This is a genomic window from Rhizobium sp. PK7-22 (genome assembly GCF_056530405.1).
This window is the reverse complement of sequence record NZ_CP096514.1, coordinates 3283443-3299316: the sequence shown is the minus strand read 5'-3', so window position 1 is coordinate 3299316 and position 15874 is coordinate 3283443. Positions and strand designations below refer to the sequence as shown.

19 protein-coding genes are annotated in these 15874 nt (G+C 63.7%); 8 read left to right on the top strand and 11 right to left on the bottom strand.

What is annotated here, in order from left to right:
- Window positions 1-8: 8 nt before the first annotated feature.
- The 8 genes from M1E10_RS20950 to M1E10_RS20915 all read right to left on the bottom strand — a co-directional run bounded on the left by M1E10_RS20950 (window position 9) and on the right by M1E10_RS20915 (window position 8685).
- Window positions 9-293 carry a hypothetical protein gene (locus M1E10_RS20950; RefSeq protein WP_499174714.1) on the bottom strand — a complete coding sequence of 95 codons (285 nt, stop codon included), beginning with the start codon at window positions 291-293 and terminating at the stop codon, window positions 9-11.
- Window positions 290-1612 (bottom strand): NAD(P)/FAD-dependent oxidoreductase, encoded by a 1323-nt coding sequence (locus M1E10_RS20945; protein WP_499174713.1) that lies wholly within the window; start codon window positions 1610-1612, stop codon window positions 290-292. The genes M1E10_RS20950 and M1E10_RS20945 overlap by 4 nt, the downstream gene beginning before the upstream one ends.
- 400 nt (window positions 1613-2012) lie before the next feature.
- The gene (gene treY / locus M1E10_RS20940; protein WP_499174712.1) at window positions 2013-4547 is read right to left on the bottom strand and encodes a malto-oligosyltrehalose synthase; all 2535 of its coding nucleotides are present in this window, start codon (window positions 4545-4547) and stop codon (window positions 2013-2015) included.
- Window positions 4544-6373 (bottom strand): malto-oligosyltrehalose trehalohydrolase, encoded by a 1830-nt coding sequence (treZ, locus tag M1E10_RS20935; protein ID WP_499174711.1) that lies wholly within the window; start codon window positions 6371-6373, stop codon window positions 4544-4546. The genes treY and treZ overlap by 4 nt, the downstream gene beginning before the upstream one ends.
- A 126-nt stretch (window positions 6374-6499) precedes the next feature.
- Window positions 6500-6643: a hypothetical protein gene (locus M1E10_RS20930; protein WP_499174710.1), complete on the bottom strand. Its 144-nt coding sequence runs from the start codon at window positions 6641-6643 to the stop codon at window positions 6500-6502.
- Window positions 6644-6694: 51 nt separating this feature from the next.
- A complete protein-coding gene (locus M1E10_RS20925) occupies window positions 6695-7381 on the bottom strand; it encodes a metallophosphoesterase family protein (protein WP_499177252.1) in 687 nt (228 codons plus the stop codon).
- 77 nt (window positions 7382-7458) lie between these two features.
- On the bottom strand, window positions 7459-8271 hold the full coding sequence (locus M1E10_RS20920) for a nucleotidyltransferase family protein (RefSeq protein ID WP_499177251.1): 813 nt from the start codon (window positions 8269-8271) through the stop codon (window positions 7459-7461).
- 153 nt (window positions 8272-8424) lie between these two features.
- Window positions 8425-8685, bottom strand: a complete 261-nt coding sequence (locus M1E10_RS20915) for a hypothetical protein (protein WP_499174709.1) — start codon at window positions 8683-8685, stop codon at window positions 8425-8427.
- A gap of 125 nt (window positions 8686-8810) precedes the next feature.
- Between M1E10_RS20915 and M1E10_RS20910 the strand changes: the two genes are divergently transcribed.
- Both M1E10_RS20910 and M1E10_RS20905 read left to right on the top strand, forming a co-directional pair.
- Window positions 8811-8996 (top strand): DUF3008 family protein, encoded by a 186-nt coding sequence (locus M1E10_RS20910; protein ID WP_029616820.1) that lies wholly within the window; start codon window positions 8811-8813, stop codon window positions 8994-8996.
- A 133-nt stretch (window positions 8997-9129) separates the two neighbouring features.
- Window positions 9130-9360, top strand: a complete 231-nt coding sequence (locus M1E10_RS20905) for a hypothetical protein (RefSeq protein WP_499174708.1) — start codon at window positions 9130-9132, stop codon at window positions 9358-9360.
- 29 nt (window positions 9361-9389) lie between these two features.
- Here the strand turns inward: M1E10_RS20905 and hutX are convergent, their stop codons facing one another.
- Both hutX and hmuQ read right to left on the bottom strand, forming a co-directional pair.
- Window positions 9390-9911 carry a heme utilization cystosolic carrier protein HutX gene (hutX, locus tag M1E10_RS20900; protein WP_499177250.1) on the bottom strand — a complete coding sequence of 174 codons (522 nt, stop codon included), beginning with the start codon at window positions 9909-9911 and terminating at the stop codon, window positions 9390-9392.
- Between the two features lie 7 nt (window positions 9912-9918).
- Window positions 9919-10266: an antibiotic biosynthesis monooxygenase family protein gene (hmuQ, locus tag M1E10_RS20895; protein WP_499174707.1), complete on the bottom strand. Its 348-nt coding sequence runs from the start codon at window positions 10264-10266 to the stop codon at window positions 9919-9921.
- Window positions 10267-10423: 157 nt separating this feature from the next.
- Here hmuQ and M1E10_RS20890 point away from each other — a divergent pair, with 157 nt between their 5' ends.
- Genes M1E10_RS20890 through M1E10_RS20880 form a run of 3 tightly spaced genes read left to right on the top strand, consistent with a single transcriptional unit; the run spans window position 10424 to window position 13151 of the window.
- Window positions 10424-11287 (top strand): heme/hemin ABC transporter substrate-binding protein, encoded by an 864-nt coding sequence (locus M1E10_RS20890; protein ID WP_499177249.1) that lies wholly within the window; start codon window positions 10424-10426, stop codon window positions 11285-11287.
- A complete protein-coding gene (locus tag M1E10_RS20885) occupies window positions 11284-12372 on the top strand; it encodes a FecCD family ABC transporter permease (protein ID WP_499174706.1) in 1089 nt (362 codons plus the stop codon). Before M1E10_RS20890 ends, M1E10_RS20885 begins: the two co-directional genes overlap by 4 nt.
- On the top strand, window positions 12369-13151 hold the full coding sequence (locus tag M1E10_RS20880) for a heme ABC transporter ATP-binding protein (RefSeq protein ID WP_499174705.1): 783 nt from the start codon (window positions 12369-12371) through the stop codon (window positions 13149-13151). The genes M1E10_RS20885 and M1E10_RS20880 overlap by 4 nt, the downstream gene beginning before the upstream one ends.
- 7 nt (window positions 13152-13158) lie before the next feature.
- On the opposite strand, the gene M1E10_RS20875 is transcribed toward M1E10_RS20880, so the two are convergent.
- Window positions 13159-13521: a YbaN family protein gene (locus M1E10_RS20875; protein WP_499177248.1), complete on the bottom strand. Its 363-nt coding sequence runs from the start codon at window positions 13519-13521 to the stop codon at window positions 13159-13161.
- A gap of 174 nt (window positions 13522-13695) precedes the next feature.
- Here M1E10_RS20875 and M1E10_RS20870 point away from each other — a divergent pair, with 174 nt between their 5' ends.
- The 3 genes from M1E10_RS20870 to M1E10_RS20860 all read left to right on the top strand — a co-directional run bounded on the left by M1E10_RS20870 (window position 13696) and on the right by M1E10_RS20860 (window position 15856).
- Complete coding sequence (locus M1E10_RS20870) at window positions 13696-14091, top strand: VOC family protein (RefSeq protein ID WP_499174704.1); 396 nt, start codon at window positions 13696-13698, stop codon at window positions 14089-14091.
- A 10-nt stretch (window positions 14092-14101) separates the two neighbouring features.
- Window positions 14102-14791: a uracil-DNA glycosylase gene (ung, locus tag M1E10_RS20865; RefSeq protein ID WP_499174703.1), complete on the top strand. Its 690-nt coding sequence runs from the start codon at window positions 14102-14104 to the stop codon at window positions 14789-14791.
- 132 nt (window positions 14792-14923) lie between these two features.
- A complete protein-coding gene (locus M1E10_RS20860; protein WP_499174702.1) occupies window positions 14924-15856 on the top strand; it encodes a VOC family protein in 933 nt (310 codons plus the stop codon).
- Window positions 15857-15874 lie beyond the last annotated feature (18 nt).

The following is a 15874-nucleotide window of genomic DNA, read 5'->3' as shown; positions in this document are numbered from 1 at the left end:
GTGCCTCCTCAGGTGCGGCGTCCCACCTCGCTGGCGAGATCCTTGAAATCGAAGGTATCGCCCCGCTCCGACGCCTCGTTTGCGAGCAGCAGGACGCGGATCGGGAAGGCGACCGCCATCTGGTGAGAACCCGAGATGTCGAGGAGATGCGTATCGTCCAAGACTGCACGTTCGACATTCTGCAGCGCGCGTTGAATTTCGTCGTGCGTGACAAGGCCCTTGTCCACGAGCAGCCGATTTATGGAAGCGACGGCAAGATAAAGGCCTTCAAGTTGCGGATTGGCGGTGTTCATGTCTCTGTCCTTTCAGTCGATGCCGGGACTTCAACGGCGGCATTCTCATCGATCAGCCGGGCGCCACGCTGGCGCGTCACGTACCGCCAGATCCACTGGATGCTGACGAGCAGACGCTTTTCGAAGTTGACCAGCAGGTAGACGTGGACGATTGCCCAGAGCAGCCAGGCCAGCCGGCCCTTCAATTGCCAGCGCCCGAAGTCGAAGATCGCCGCGTTGCGGCCGATGACCGCCGTATTGCCACGGTTGTTGAAACGGAAGGGCTCCGGCTGGCGGTCTTCCAGGATCCTGCGGCGCAGCGATTGTCCGAGGTATTGTCCCTGCTGCTTGGCCACCTGCGCCAGCGCAGGGAGCGGCTTTCCTTCTTCTCCGAGGCCAAGGGCGGTATCGCCAATCGCATGGATACCGGGAAATCCGGTGACGGAAAGGTCGGGCTCGACGGGAATGCGCCCACCGGCCTTGCCTTCGATCCCCAGCCAGCCGGCCGCAGGCGAAGCCTTCACGCCGGCGCCCCAGACGATGCAGCCGGTGCGGAAGGTGTTGGGCCCGGCAACGACCTCGTCCTTGGTGATCCTGTCCACCGGCGTGTTCGTCAGAACCTGCACGCCCGCCTTGGCCAGGGTGCGTTCCGCATACCCGGCCAGTTCCTCCGGAAATGCACCCAGAATGCGCGGTGCGGCCTCGATCAGGACCACCCGAAAATCTGCGGGCGAGAGATCGCGGAAGTCCCGGGTGATCATGAAGTGCCCGAGTTCGGCAATGGCGCCCGCCATTTCGACGCCGGTCGGGCCGCCGCCGATCACGATGCTGGTCAACAGCGCCTTCTTCTCCTCCGGATCTCGCGAGAGTTCCGCTTTTTCGAAGGCGAGCAGCAGCCGCTGGCGGATCAGCCGGGCTTCATGGATGGTCTTGAGGCCCGGAGCCCAGGCGCGCCAGTCGTCGTGACCGAAGTAGTTATACTCCGATCCCGTGGCGATCACGAGGTGATCGTAGGAGAGGCTGCCGCCATCTTCAAAACGGATCGTCTTCGCGCCCGCATCCACGCCGGCGACTTCAGCCAGGACGACCCGAATATTGCGGTAGCGTCCCAGCGTGCGGCGGATCGGTTCGGAAATGTCAGCCGGGGAGAGGGCGGCGGTGGCGACCTGATAGAGGAGCGGCTGGAAGAGGTTGTGGTTGCGGCGATCGACGACAGTGACATCGATATCGGTGTTGCCGAGTTCGCGGGCGCAGGCGAGGCCCGCAAAGCCTGCGCCGACTATGACGACGCGGTCAGGTTTTGCCTGCAATCGTGACTGCTGGACGTGCTCTTCTGCCATACCCACCCCCATGGTTCTTCGCTGCAAGGTTCCACCACTGTAACCGGTGAACCCCGCCCCGCGGACGATTGTTCCCGCGGCATCCCTTTGGAACCTTTTGTGCGCCTTGCCGTTCACCTTGCCGAGAGCCACAGGAGAAAGCCATGTACAGTATCGTTTGGTTGGTCGGCGCGGTCGTCATCGTGATCGCCGTTCTGAACCTGGTCGGTTTCGCTTAATTCGTAGTATCAGCATTCATAAGGAGAAAGACATGAACAGCATCGTATGGCTTGTTGGAGCAGTTGTAATCGTTCTCGCTATCCTGTCCTTCGTCGGCCTCGGCTAACAAGGGACAGTCTCCGCCAGGAGAGAAAAAGGACGCCAATCATGATGATTGGCGTCCTTTTTTCGTGCCTCCCGGTTACTCCGAGACCAGGAGTGCGAACGGATGATCAGCGAAAGCCCAGCCGACCGAAAGGCTCGTGGACGGTTCGAATGCCCGACCGCTGAAGATCTCGCGGTAGCGGCGTCCCCGTAGCTCATCGGGAAGCGGCAATTCCGTATCTGCCCATTTGTCCGACATCGAAATCCCGCCTTGGCGAAACGCACTCAGAACCAGCCGCGGAGCGATCAGCACGAGGGACGCATCTCCGACGCTTCGCGCAAAAGAAACCAGATTGTCGGCGCGCTTGCCATGCGGCTCAAGAGCCATGTAGCTGCCGGAGGAGAAGAGCTCGGGCTGCTGCTGGCGGAGGTTCAGGACCCTGGCAATCACCATCTGTTTCAATCGGCCACTGCGCCAGTTTTCCTCATCGGCCGACAGCAGCATTCCGTCGCTGGTTTCGGTCAGTATGTTGAAATCGGGTGCCCGGCGGTTGTCGGGATCGACAAGGCTGAGGTCGAGACGTTCGGCGCCCTGATAGATGTCGGGTACGCCGGGCGCCACCAGCTTGATCAGCGTCTGGGTGATGCCGTTGACGAGGCCGGCACGGACGAAGGGGGATAGCGTGTTGACGAAATCGGAAAGGAAGTCGTCGTTCTCCGGGTCCAGAAGGCGGGTGGCATAATCCTTGACGGCCGTTTCGTAAGGTTCATTCACCTCGTTCCAGCTCGTCCGCTGCTTGGCTTCGCGCAGTGCCTTTTCCACAAAGGCGAGAAAACGCTCTTCGAGCGCCCTCAGTCCTGCCGTGTCTTCCGGCCGAAGGTCTACCGGCCAAGCGCCCGCAAGTGCCTGGTAGAGCATCCATTCCATGGCGGGTTCCGGCGCCGGTCCGTCCTTCAGTGCACGGACCTGCGTGGCGTTCATGTCGCGCCAGCGGGTGACAGCTTCGGACCAAACCTCAGGTGCTTCGCTGAGGGTATAGAGGCGGGCGCGGGCATCTTCACCGCGCTTTGTGTCGTGGGTGGAAGTTCCCGACAGCGCGTGAGGCTGGTGCTTCAGGCGGGTCCGCATCTCCTCGTGGAAGTGCGTGAGCGATGCAGCTGGCGGCGCGGCCTCGCTGCCTACCTCGTTCAGCGCCAGCAGGCGATGATGGCGGAAGAACAGCGTGTCTTCGAGCGACTTTGCCATCAGCGGGCCGGTGAGTTGCTGGAAGCGCGTGCGGAAGAGGCTGGCCTTGTCGGCCTGCGCGGCGCCGACGTCTCCCAGGAGAATGCGCTGGATGAAGGTCAGTGCCTCCTTGTCCGGTGCATGAGGTCCGCTTTCGACCGACGAGACGATGTCGCCGAGGCGGGTCTGGTCTGCCTGCGTCATGCCGTCCGCTGTACCGTAGGTGCGGTAGACGGGGAAAGCGACGAGCAGCTCGCGCAGCGCGTTGTGCATGGCGCGCGCTTCGATCGTTCCGGAGCCGCCCTCGGCTTCATGCAGTGCGAGAGCCAGCTTCTGCAGCGCCGCAACTTCGCCCTCGAAGTTGTTGTTCGCCATCGACAGTTTCGCGTCGCGCAGATCTTCCATCGGGTCCGTCTGCCGGCCGGAGACGGCCTCGTAGGCGTGGGTCAGGGCCTCCGTCTTTTCGCCGTCCACCAGGGCGTTGCTCAGTGCGCCGATGAACTCGTAGCCCGTGGTGCCGGAGATCGGCCAGTCGTCCGGGAGCTGCTCGCCTTCGCCGAGGATCTTCTCGACGACGATGTATGTGTCCGGCCCTGCCGCCTCGCGAAGCTGCTCCAAGTAGGCCTTTGGATCCGCCAGCCCGTCGACGTGGTCGATCCGCAGTCCGTCGACGCGACCGTCCCGGACCAGGTCGAGAACGAGGCGGTGGGCGTCGGCGAAGACCTCCGGATCCTCGACCCGCAGGCCGACCAGTCCGGTGATCTCGAAGAAGCGGCGATAGCTGAGCTCGCGCGGCGCATCGCGCCACGACATCAGCCGCCACGGCTGCTGCTCGTGAAGCTCGGCAATCTCCGTCTTCGCGGTGATCGACAGCACCGCCTGCTCGCGGCCTTCATAGGTGGAGGGCTTCAAGGGGTAGCAGGTATCGTAATAGGCGAGTGCCGGCTTGCCGGTATTCGGGTCGGCCTTGATCGACAGGTCGCCCGCCTCAAGTACCTTCTCGAAGGTGTCGCCGAGGAAGGGGAGCGTCAGCCGCCGGCTCCAGTCGATGTCGAAATAGCGGGCGTAGCGGCTGTCTTCGCCATGCTCCACGACATCCCGCCACCAGGGGTTCTCCAAAGAGGAGGCCATGTGGTTCGGCACGATGTCGAGGATCAGGCCGAGCCCGTGCTGCTGCAAGGCCTGCGACATCCGGTCGAAACCTTCGCGGCCGCCGAGAACCGGATCGAACTCGTTGGCATTGGTCACGTCATAGCCGTGCGTGGAGCCAGTCGTCGCCGTGAAGATCGGCGAGGCGTAGAAATGGCTGATGCCGAGACGCTTCAGGTAAGGCACCAATGCTGCGGCACGATCGAAGGTCATCCCGTCGCGAAACTGGATGCGGTAGGTCGAGGAGGGAATGTTCACGCGCGGGCTCCCGTGGCGGCGGTCACGACAACCGAATTGGCGGCGAGGATATCATCTGCGGCCGCCCCTAGGGGGTAGCTGTGGATCTGCGTGCCGGGCAGGTCCGGGAGCGGCTTTGGTTCCGACCCCAGGTTGATCGCCATTCCGAGCTCTCCATCGGGGAAGCTCCAGCGAACGGCGACCAGGCCATCGGCGGCTTCCACGATCGTGCCGCCGGCCTCGCGCGCGGTGCGGATCATCGGAACGATGATCTCGCGGCGAAGCTTGAGAAGCTGCTTCGTCAGCGCCATCCATTCGCCACCCTCGGACGTCTGGGGCTTGGCCCAGTCGAGCCTGCAGTCGCTGAATGTCGTCAGAGCGTTGGGATCCGGAATCTCCTCTTCCTCGTGGCCATGGCCGGCGTGGCCTTCGAACTCCCTGCGTCGTCCATCACGCACAGCCTTGGCGAGTTCGCCATGAAAGTCTGTGAAGAACTGGAAGGGGCGGGTCTCGCCATATTCCTCGCCCATGAAGACAAGCGGGATATGTGGTGACAGGAGGAGCATCGACAGAAGCGCCTTGACCTTCTCTGGCCCGGCCAGCGTCAGCAGGCGGTCGCCGAAGGCGCGGTTGCCGACCTGGTCGTGGTTCTGGATGAAGTCCACGAAAGCGACCGGCGGTTGGCCGGTGCTGTCGACACCTCGGGCCTCGCCGCTGTGCCTGGACGTTTCGCCCTGGAAGGCGAAGCCTTCCGCCAGCGTCCGGGCCACGAAATATTCGGTCTTGTCGGCGAAATCCTTGTAGTAGCCGTCGGTCTCGCAGGTGGCATAGACGTGGATGGCATTGTGCAGGTCGTCGTTCCACTCTGCGGTGAAGCGGGGCACGCCGCCATCGGCATCGCGCTCATGCAACGAGATGATGTTGCGGGCATCCTCGGTCGCCAGGTGGATGTGACGGTCGGGAAACTCGGCGCGGATGCGTTCGGCAAACTCCACCAGAAGATGCTTCTCAGACTCGTCGTCGGCGATCTGGTCGATCGCGTCGAAGCGAAGGCCGTCGATCTGGAATTCCTCGAGCCAGTAGAGGGCGTTCTCGATGAAGAACCGGCGCACCGCCTCCGTTTCATAGGCGATAGCGGCTCCCCAGGGCGTGTGCTTTTCCTGATGAAAGAAGCTTGGTGCTATCAGCGGCAGGTAGTTCCCGTCCGGGCCGAAGTGGTTGTAGACGACGTCGAGGAAGACCATCAGCCCGTGGCCATGGGCGGCATCGACGAAGGCCTTCATGTCCTCCGGCGTGCCATAGGCACTGTGGGGGGCGTAAAGCAGCACGCCGTCGTAGCCCCAGCCGCGGTTGCCGGCGAACTGGGCGACCGGCATGATTTCCACGGCGGTGATGCCGAGTTCCGCCAGATGCGGCAGCTTTTCGATGGCGGCGCGGAAGGTGCCTTCCTCGGTGAAGGTCCCCACATGGAATTCATAGAGGACCGCTTCCTCCCACGGCCGGCCCTTCCAGCTGGCGTTCTGCCATTCGTAGTTGGTCGGGTCGATGACGAGGGAGGCGCCGCTGACCTCATCCTTCTGACCGCGCGAGGCGGGATCGGGAATGGTCATGCCGTCCGACAGCACGAAGCAGTATTCAGCGCCAGCCGATACGCCAGTTGCCAGCAGCTCGAACCAGCCGTCATCGCTGCGGCTCATCGGCGTCTCGCTGGTGCCGAGGCGAAGGACGACCTCCTTCTGACCCGGCGCCCAGAGCCGGAAGCGGACTTCGCCGGCGGCGGTGAATTCCGCTCCCCAGGTCTTCGGAAAGGCGCGAAATTCGCTTGCGGCTTGGATGGCAGACGTCATGGATTACCCCTGATGATGAGACGGATCAAACGAGCGAGGAAGCCTGTTGTTCCAGAGCTTCCCGCCAAGGGCACAACTTAAAATCGATTTCCGGACTTTGGAGCCAACGCCTTCATCAAGCGGCGTTCAGCGCTTCAATTCGCCGTCATCGTCCTTCACCTTGCGACCATTCTCCTGCGCCTTCTTGTCCTGGCGGGCGAGTTCGCGGTCGATGGTTTCGCGGGAGCCTTCCGCGGGATCCTGCTCGGGGTGGTTCTTCTGGTCTGCCATGGGTGGTCCTCCTTGATACCTGTCGAACATCCGGCAAGACCGGATGTTCCGCTAGAGGTCCAGCAGGGCATACGGCCGGCCCGTCGGCTTCTCGATATGGGAGGCGACGTTGTAGACGGGGGCACCGCCGGGCGTGCGGCCTTCATAGGTTCCACGGTGGGCGTGGCCATGAACGACGGCCGAGACGGGAAAGCGGTCGATGGTTTCCGCCAGCCGGGAGGAGCCGAGGAAGGGATAGATCTCCTGGGGTTCACCCACGACCGTTTCGGGGATGGGCGCGTAGTGCAGCACCACCATGGCGCGCTCGGAGCGGACCTGGCGGAGCGCGTTCTCCAGCCGCATCGTCTCCTCGACGCTTTCGGCCACCATCGCCTTGATCGCGGGTTCGCCGAAGGAACCGAGCATGTAGCGTCCGAAGCCGCCGGCAAAGCCCTTGACGCCGGCAAAGCCGACGCCGTTGATCTCGATCGCCTGGCCTTCCAGCAGCTGGACGCCCGCATCCTTTAAGATCGCCTTGACCTCCTCGATGTGGCCGCATTCGTAATCATGGTTGCCGAGGACGGCGACGACGGGGATCGTGCAGGCGCGCAGGTCGGCGGCCAGCAGTTCTGCTTCCTTCGGCTTGCCGAGATCGGTCAGGTCGCCCGTGAGAACAAGGATATCAGCGGCCTGCGAGATTTCCGTAAACAGGTCCTTGAAGGACTCCGTTCCGGTTTCCTTGACGTGAAGGTCGCCCATGGCTGCAATCCGCTGCTTGCCGTCGGCCTTCTTGGTTCCGCTTTTCCCGGTTTCGCCCTTGCTGCCCGTCGACTTGCTCACGCCGATCCTCCTTCCGCCTTTTCTTTCTCTGTGCCCTCGCGCGGCTCTCCTTCGCCGCCCATATCGGCAAAGCCCCATTCCTTCACGTCGATCTCGAAATCGACGCGGCTGAACATGCGCCCGCGGCAGATCTTCATCTGCGGCAGCGGCAGCTGACGCTGTGCCTGCAGACGATCCAAGAGTTCGTCGAGGAGCCATTCCGGCACCTTGTCGCGCTCGGTGGGATAGATCCAACGGAAGTTGAGGAGGTGGATCAGCAGCACCTCCCAGTGGACTTCCATGTGGTTGAGCAGCCGCTGCCAGTCGATCTGGTCGTGGGCGCGCAGCATGACATGCACGACGTCACCGCCATCGTAGCGGTGGCGCAGCTGGACGAAACATTTCGACCAGACGAGTTCGGTGGGCGCGATGATCCGGACCTGGTGCCCGTTCAGCTCCATCTGGCGAGCGTGCTCGAACCAGGCGTCGCCGATCGGCATGGTGCCGTTGGAGCCGGCGAAGATCACGTCGAAGAAGTAGTCGCCCTTGATGACCTTGCCGAGCCAGCGGTCGTCTTCGACCTCTATGTCATAGCCCTTTGCCTTGAAGTGCGCGAGGATGCGGGCGTAGTCGCCGGCGCGGCAGAAGATGTCCAGATCCTTGGTGGGGCGGGAGATGCCGGTATAGGCACTGACGGCATAGGTTCCGGCGAGCAGGAAAGGGATCCCGCAGGCCACGAGCTCATCGATCGCCTCGCGGACGAAGGCTTCGGCGCCGGCGTCCGAGAGCGTCGGCGCGGCCTTGGCTTCCACGTGAGGCATGGTCTCCATGCGGTCACGCTGTTGGTCGATCTGAGGCGGCATGGCTTCGGCGTTCATATGATCTCCCGGATAAACGGCGGAGCAACGCCGCGTTCGGCGTCCGGTTCCAAGGGGCGGCCATCGTGCCGGAAAGAGCGATGGCGCGCGCCGCCGGAGATGCCTCTAGCGTTCCTGGTTTCCAGAGTTTGCCAGCGCGCTGATGCTGCCGTCCTCGTTCTCGACGCCTTCGCTCTGATCGGCCTCCTCGAGATCGGTCTCCACCAGATAGGTGTCGCCGCCGCCGAGCCTGGAGGCTTCCTTGACCGCTTTCTGGCTGGTCATATCCGTCTGCGCGTGCAGCGCGTCGTCGACGCGTTCGCGGCCTTCCTGTTCGAAGCGGGCGGACGGGTTGGAGGTGTCGGCGATTTTATCCTTGGCATCCATGGTGATGTCCTTCCTTTCAGAATCTGCCAGCCCAACGGAAGCGCGCGCCAGTTGGTTCCGCAGGCTGTCGGGAACCCGAGGGCACCCTGGCTGTTGAACGGAGGGTTCAACGCAAGGAGGCGATGATGCCGGCAAAATCGAAAGCACAGCAAAAGGCTGCAGGTGCGGCGCTGGCCGCCAAGCGCGGCGACATGAAGAAGAGCGAGCTGCAGGGCGCCTCGAAGAGCATGGAAAAATCCATGAGCGAGAAGGAGCTGCATGACATGGCTTCCACCAAGCGGAAGGGCAAGCCGCAGCATGCGTCCGAATAGGTATCGTTCCACCGGCGGCCAGCAGGTGCATTCACCGGAGTGTGACGCTATGCTGCTGGCGGGGGACCCATGCGTATCCTAGAAACGCAGGGGACAGGAGTGCCAGAGACAAGGTTGACCACGGAGGACCGACATGCCGCCCGAAGAACTCGACACGACATTGACCGCCATGCCGCTTCGGGTCGGGACCTATGTCCCGGATGACCTGCTGGAGGACTGGTTCGCCCCGGGAACAGGCATGAACCCGGTGAGTGCAGAGGCGCTGACGGCTGCGGAAAGTTACGGGCGCCGCTTCGAATGCGAGTTCAAATATTATCCGGAGCGTCAGGAAGGCGTGTTCTGGAAGTGGGTTCCGGCCATCTGACCCAGCCGGAACCTGTGGAAGCGCGTCGGCTACGCGAGATAGCCGTCGCGCAGGGCCTCGAACCGGGCCAGCTGGTCGGCCTTTAGTTCGCGCTGCTCGTCGCGGCGGACGAAGACCTTGAACATCGGCGCCCCCTTCTGGTTCATGAACCAGACGGAGCAGGAACGGCGGCCGTGAAAGAGGCGGTCGACGAAGGTGATCGAGGCACAGTTCTCCTTGCGGATATGTCCGCCGATCGGGCTGTCGCCGTGGATGTTGAACCAGCCGTGTCCTTCCGATCCCTGCGGCAGGCTGCCTTCCGCTTCCAGCACGATGTCGTCCGTGTGGACGATGAAGAGAACCTCTCCCCAGCCGGTCATGTCGGTCCAGATGTCACCGAACGCCGCGCTGGCGGTCACCACCGCGGCACCTTTCGGCAGGATGTCGAGGATCTCCGCAGGCGTCACGTCGGCTGACGCAGCGATCGCCTCCACCACGCCATCGGGCTTGGCGGCGAGTGCCGCAAGCGCCCGTTCGCGGCGATCATCGGCGGTTTGAGCAGCAAGGGTCATGGTGCCCTCACGCCGCATCGGCGTTGCGGACGCCCTTGCGGTCTTCATGGATGATAACCTCGAAGCCCTCGAAGTGGGGGCCGGAGAGGTATTCGATCTTGCCGCGGTTCTCGCCGGCCTTGGCGTGGGCGGCGCGGAACTGTTCCGACTTCGTCCATGCCTGGAAATGCTCGAAGCTCTCCCACACCGTGTGCGAGGCATAGAGGGTGTGATCCTCGGCCTTGGGGCCCTTCAGCATGTGGAATTCCACGTAGCCTGGCATTTCCGCCAGCCGGCCCTCGCGGCCGCGCCACATGGCTTCGAAGGCTTCTTCGCAGCCCGGCACGACACGAAATCGGTTCATCGCAATGTACATTTTACAGGTCCCTCACAAATCTTTCTCTTGCCACTCAAGATATAGAACAGCCCCTGTCTTGAAAAGCCGAAAAAACTTGTCTAGTCAACTCAAGTTATAGCCGCCGGTTGAGGCGGAGACTGGTAGGGGCCTCATGTTCAGATCGTATTTCTCTCGCATGGCAATCGCGTCTTCCTTGGTTGTCACGTCGTTTTACGCCGTCCCCGTACAGGCGTCGGATGCCGGCGATCCCGAGGCGCAGCGGATCGTTTCCGTCGGCGGCACGATCACCGAAATCCTCTATGCGCTCGGTGCGCAGGACCGGATCACCGCCGTCGATTCCACGAGCTTCTATCCCGCCGATGCGACGTCGAAGCCCGATGTGGGCTATATGCGTGCGCTGTCGGCCGAAGGCATCCTAGCACAGAAACCGGACCTGATCCTCGCCGAAGAGGGCTCCGGCCCGCCGCCGGTTCTCGATATCCTCCGAGCCAGCGCCGTCCCCATGGTCACGGTGCCCACGCCGGCGACGACCGACGGGATCCTCCAGAAGATCCGCGATGTCGGAACCGCCGTCGGTCTTGGCGAAGAAGCCTCCGTGCTGGCGGAGAAGACCGGGGCCGACCTAAAAGCCGTAATGGACGAGATTGCCACCTTCGACGGCGCCAAGAAGCGAGTGCTGTTCGTGCTGTCGCTCTCCAACGGCCGGATCATGGCCAGCGGTTCCGGCACGGAGGCGGCCGCCATCATAGAGATGGCCGGCGGCATCAACGCCGCGCCCGAGATCTCCGGCTACAAGCCGCTCAGCGACGAGGCGGTCATTGCGGCAAGGCCCGACGTGATCGTCAGCATGGAGCGCGGTGATCACAGACTGACGCCCGAACAGGTGTTTGCGGTTCCGGCCCTGCAGACGAGCCCGGCCGCGGCCAATCAGGCGCTGATCAGCATGGATGGCCTGTTCCTCCTCGGCTTCGGCCCGCGCACGCCCGACGCGGTTCGCGCGCTTGCAAGCCAGCTCTATCCCGGAGCCTTTGGCGGATGAGAACCCTGACCTTGCCCTGGCGCGCCGACAGGACCGAAGGCGACCGTTCGCTGCAGGGGATTGTTGCCCTGGCGGCCCTGGTTCTGCTGGTGGTCGCCGCCAGCCTCGTCTCGCTCAGCAGCGGCCCGACCGGCGTCGGGCTCGCCGAACTCTGGGCCTATGCGAGCGGTCATGGCGACAGTCTCAGCGCGCAGGACAGGGTGGTTCTCGAGGCGGTACGCCTGCCGCGTACGGCACTCGGCCTTCTGGTGGGGGCGGGACTGGCGGTGTCCGGGGCCATGATGCAGGGTCTGTTTCGCAATCCGCTCGCCGATCCCGGGATCGTGGGCGTGACATCCGGTGCGGCGCTGGCGGCGGTCGTGGCGATCGTGCTCGGGCCGACGGTTCTCCTGCCGCTCACCCTTCTCTTCGGCAATCAGTTCCTGCCGCTGATGGCGTTCTGCGGCGCACTGGTGAACACCTGGGTGCTTTATCTGATCGCCACGCAGGACGGGCGGACCTCGACGACGACGCTGATCCTCTCGGGCATCGCCATCGGTGCGCTGAGTGCTGCCCTGATGGGGATGCTGATCTTCATGGCCGACGACCGGCAGCTGCGCGACATCACCTTCTGGAGCCTCGGATCGCTCGGCGGCGCCACCTACGGGAGGGTGCTCTCCATTCTGCCTTTCGTGGCCGTGGTGATCGCCATCATTCCCTTCGTGGCGCGCGGTCTCGACGCCCTGGTGCTGGGCGATGCGGCGGCCTTCCACATGGGCATCCCCGTCCAGCGGCTGAAGAAGATCGTCATCATCGCGGTGGCGGCCGCCTGCGGCTCGACGGTCGCGGTCGCCGGTTCGATCGGCTTCGTCGGCATCGTCGTGCCGCATCTGCTGCGCCTGGTGATGGGCCCGTCCCACCGGTTCCTGCTGCTTGGTTCCGCGCTCGGCGGCGGCGCGCTGCTGCTGATCGCCGACAGTGTCGCCCGCACGGTGGCGGCGCCGGCGGAGCTGCCGATCGGCGTGATCACGGCGCTCTTCGGCGCGCCGGTCTTTCTCTTCCTGCTGCTCGGCAAGGGCGGCATCCGCATGAGGGACATGCCATGATCTCGGCCGACAACATCACCGTCACGCGATCGGGCCGCAAGCTGCTCGATGACGTCGGCATCGATCTCCATCCCGGCCGCTTCACGGTGGTGATCGGTCCAAATGGCGCGGGCAAGTCGACGCTGATGAAGGTGCTGTCAGGCGAGATGGCGCCGGACGAGGGCAACGTCTCCTATTTCGGCACGGCGGCCCATCTGCATGCGCCAGCGCATCTGGCCAAGCGCCGGGCCGTGCTGCCACAGGCGGTGCAGATTTCCTTTCCCTTCACCGCGCTCGAGATCGTGCGCATGGGTGCGGTGGCGCAGGGTTCGCTGCAGCCGACGGAACAGGCGCGCAAGGCGCTGACGCGTGTGGGTCTGCGCGGCTTCGAGGCGCGGGCCTATCCTTCGCTCTCCGGCGGCGAGCAGCAGCGGGTGCAGTTTGCCCGGGCGCTGGCGCAGGTGCCGACCTCCGTCGTCGATGGCATGCCGCGGGCGCTCTTCCTCGACGAGCCAACCGCCAGCCTCGATCTCGGGCACCAGATTTCCGTGCTGGAGATCGCCCGCGACTTCGCCGCTGCCGGCGGCATCGTGCTGGCGATCCTCCACGACCTGAACCTCGCTGCGGAGTTTGCCGATCATCTGGTGGTCCTCGACCAGGGGAGGGTCGTGGACGAGGGCGCCTGCATGGAGACCGTCAACGATCGCACGATCGGCAGCGTCTACGGCATCGCCGGCGCCGTCGGGCGGCTGCCGGCGGCGCATATTCCCTTTGTCCTGCCGCAGTCGCGGCATCGGTGATTTGCGATCAGGCGCCGGGTTCGGGCCGCGTCACTACGAAGATCGCCGGGGCGATCATGATGGCCGCCACCAGTACGGCCCGCCAGAAGGGCGGCGAGGTCCCGAACCAGAAGATCGCGTAGCTTGCCGTCATCATGGTGACGGCGGCGATCTTTGCCTTGCGCGGCACGGCACCCTTTTCGCGCCAGTCCCGAAGCGGCCTGCCGAATTTCGGGTGGTCCAGCAGCCAGGCCTCCAGCCGCGGCGAGGAGCGGGCAAAGCAGGCGACCGCCAGGATCAGGAAGGGGGTTGTCGGCAGCACCGGCAGGAAGGCACCGACGATGCCGATCGCAACAAGCAGCCAGCCGAGACCGAGATAGACGAGGCGCATCGAGACCTTCCGGAAGCGGCTGGAGATCGCCGCCATATGATCACCTGCTGCCTCGAATTCAATCCTGCAACGGACACTACCTGATGTGAATAGCTTGCCCATCTCCTCGACGGGCACTGGAAATCCCATCAACGTTGCCGATACATAGGGAATGTTTCCAAGCAGGAGTCCTCCGTGGCAAAGCTGATCCATTCGATGATCCGGGTTCTCGACGAGCAGCGATCGCTCGATTTCTACGAGAAGGCCTTCGGGCTTACTGTCGCCGAGCGCGTGCCCTTCGACGGCTTCACGCTGATCTATCTCTCCAATCCGGATACGGATTTCGAGCTTGAGCTGACGGTGAATGCGACGCGCGAACAGCCCTATGATCTCGGTGACGGCTATGGCCATCTGGCGGTCTCGGTGGAGGACGCCGAGGCGGAGCACCGGCGCTTCACGGACCTCGGGCTGAGCGTCGGAAAGCTCGTCGAGATGCCGCATGACGGGAGGCCGTTTGCCCGCTTCTTCTTCGCCACCGATCCCGACGGCTACAAGATCGAGGTGCTTCAACGCGGCGGTCGGTTCAAGTAGGGGGTGGGGGATGGTCGAGGGCGTGAAGCTGGAGGAGAGCTGGCGGCAGGCGCTGGCGCTGGAGTTTGAAGATCCGTACATGAGTGCGCTGCGCCGCTTCCTGATGGAGGAGAAGAGCGCCGGCAAGCGCATCTTTCCGAAGGGCAGTGAATATTTCCGGGCGCTGGACCTGACGCCGCTCGACGAGGTGAAGGTGGTGATCCTCGGGCAGGATCCCTACCATGGTCTCGGGCAGGCGCATGGCCTCTGCTTTTCCGTGCAGCCGGGCGTGCGCATTCCGCCCTCTCTCGTCAACATCTACAAGGAGCTGCAGAGCGACCTCGGCATCGCGCCAGCCCGCCACGGCTTCCTGGAGCATTGGGCGCGACAGGGCGTGCTGCTCCTCAACAGCGTGCTGACGGTGGAGGAGGCCCGTGCCGCCTCGCATCAGGGCAAGGGCTGGGAGAGGTTCACCGATGCGGTGATCCGTGCCGTCAACGAACGATGCGACGGCGTCGTGTTCCTGCTGTGGGGCTCCTATGCGCAGAAGAAGGCGTCCTTTGTCGACCAGACGCGCCATCTTGTCCTCAGGAGCCCGCACCCTTCGCCGCTTTCCGCGCACAATGGTTTCTTTGGCTCCGGGCACTTTTCGAAGACGAATGCGTTCCTGGTCTCCAAAGGGAAGGAGCCGATCGACTGGGAACTGCCGCAGCAGGCATGATGGTTGAACGGTGCCGAGGCCCAAGTCTTCAAATGGTGAACGATGCGTTCGGGTGTGGTTCCCTATGCAACAGAGCAGGCACTCGCCAATTATGATCCCAGAGCAGGCTCAGAGAGCCAGAAAGGGTTTCAGATGATCGACCAGATCAAGGGGCTGCATCACGTCACGTCGATGGCGGCCAGCGCCCGCACCAACAACAAATTCTTCACCGATACTCTCGGCCTCCGCCGCGTGAAGAAGACCGTCAACTTCGATGCGCCCGATGTCTACCATCTCTACTATGGCGATGAAGTCGGGACGCCGGGTTCGGTGATGACCTATTTCCCGTTTCCACACATTGCCCGCGGCCGGCCCGGCACGGGTGAAGTGGGGACGACCCTCTTCTCCGTCCCGGAAGGCTCGTTCGGCTACTGGTCCGAACGGCTGACGGCGGCCGGTGCCGAAGGGTTGAAGACCGAGACCGCATTCGGCGAGAACCGCCTGCATTTCGCAGGCCCGGACGGCGACGGCTTTGCGCTCGTCGAGGTGAAGGACGATGGGCGCGCGCCCTGGACCGGCAATGGCGTCGGCGAGGACCATGCGATCCGCGGCTTCCATTCCGCCTCGCTTCGCCTGCGCGACGAAGGGGCCACTGCCGAGCTCCTGAAGTACATGGGTTACCAGCAGATCGATAGCCGCGACGGCGTGCTGCGGCTTGGCGTTGCGGGCGGCAACGGCGCCGATGTCATCGACATCGAGACCATGCCGAACATCAGCGACGCAAGGCTGGGGGCAGGCTCCGTTCACCACATTGCTTTCGCCGTCGACAACCGGGAGAAGCAGCTGGAAGTCCGCAAGGCCCTGATGGACACGGGCTACCAGGTGACGCCGGTCATCGACCGGGACTATTTCTGGGCGATCTACTTCCGGACGCCGGGCGGCGTGCTGTTTGAAATCGCCACCAACGAACCCGGTTTCGACCGCGACGAGGATACCGCGCATCTGGGCGAAGCGCTGAAGCTGCCGCAGCAGCACCAGCATTTGCGATCCACTCTCGAACAGCATCTCGAACCGCTGGAGGCCTGAGGCGTTGGGTCTTCGAAG